Source organism: Pseudomonas agronomica (assembly GCF_025917275.1).
In the GTDB taxonomy this organism is placed as follows: domain Bacteria; phylum Pseudomonadota; class Gammaproteobacteria; order Pseudomonadales; family Pseudomonadaceae; genus Aquipseudomonas; species Aquipseudomonas agronomica.
Map to the genome: position 1 here is coordinate 1 of NZ_JAOSHO010000924.1, position 895 is coordinate 895.

The 895-nt window shown below is 61.1% G+C and carries 2 protein-coding genes; both read left to right on the forward strand.

The features are described from left to right. Positions 1-221, forward strand: a 221-nt coding sequence (locus tag OC610_RS28140; RefSeq protein WP_264432917.1) for a hypothetical protein, incomplete at its 5' end; no start/stop codon positions are given. Next, on the forward strand, positions 196-895 hold a 700-nt coding region (locus OC610_RS28145), incomplete at its 3' end, for a pirin family protein (RefSeq protein ID WP_264432921.1). The genes OC610_RS28140 and OC610_RS28145, both read left to right, overlap by 26 nt.

An 895-nucleotide genomic window follows, 5' to 3' on the forward strand; every position in this document is an offset into this window, starting at 1 on the left:
TCGCGAGCAAGCTCGCTCCCACAAGGATCATCGGCTGGCATTATGACGAAGCCAAGCGCCCGCTGCGAGATTGTCCACTCAGAACCGACAGTATTTCGCCATTGAGCCGCTTATTGAACAGGCCGATTACCATTAATCTTCTTCTGAACCCGGCGAACGGCCACGGCCACCGCCCACTGAACCAGGAGAATTCTCATGCTGACCCTTCGCAAAGCTTCTGATCGCGGTATTGCCCGTCATGGCTGGCTGACCTCGTTCCACACCTTTTCCTTTGCCAGCTACCGCGACCTCAACCAACAAGGTTTTTCCGACCTGCTGGTCATCAACGATGACCGGGTTGCCGCCGCCAAAGGTTTTGGCCAGCACCCGCACCGGGACATGGAGATCTTTTCCTATGTGCTCGAAGGCGCGCTGGAACACAAGGACACCTTGGGCACCGGATCGGTCATTCGCCCGGGCGACGTGCAGTTGATGAGCGCCGGCAGTGGCGTGGCCCACAGTGAGTTCAACCACAGTGCCGACGAGCCGGTGCACTTCCTGCAAATCTGGATCGTGCCCAACGTGGTCGGCGCCACGCCGCGCTACCAGCAGGAGCACTTCAGCCCCGAACAGAAACGCGGTCGCCTGCAACTGATCATTTCTCCGGACGGTGCCGAGGGATCGCTTCACGTTCGCCAGGACGCACGGGTGTATGCCGGGCTGTTCGACGGCCAGGAAAGCGCCACGCTGACGTTGGCGGCCGATCGCTACGCCTATGTCCATGTGGCCCGGGGCAGCGTCGAACTCAATGGCGTACGGTTGCAGGAAGGCGATGGCGTGCGGGTGCGCCAGGAACAGGCGCTGACACTGGGCAATGGCCAGGATGCCGAGGTGCTGGTGTTTGACCTGCGGCCAC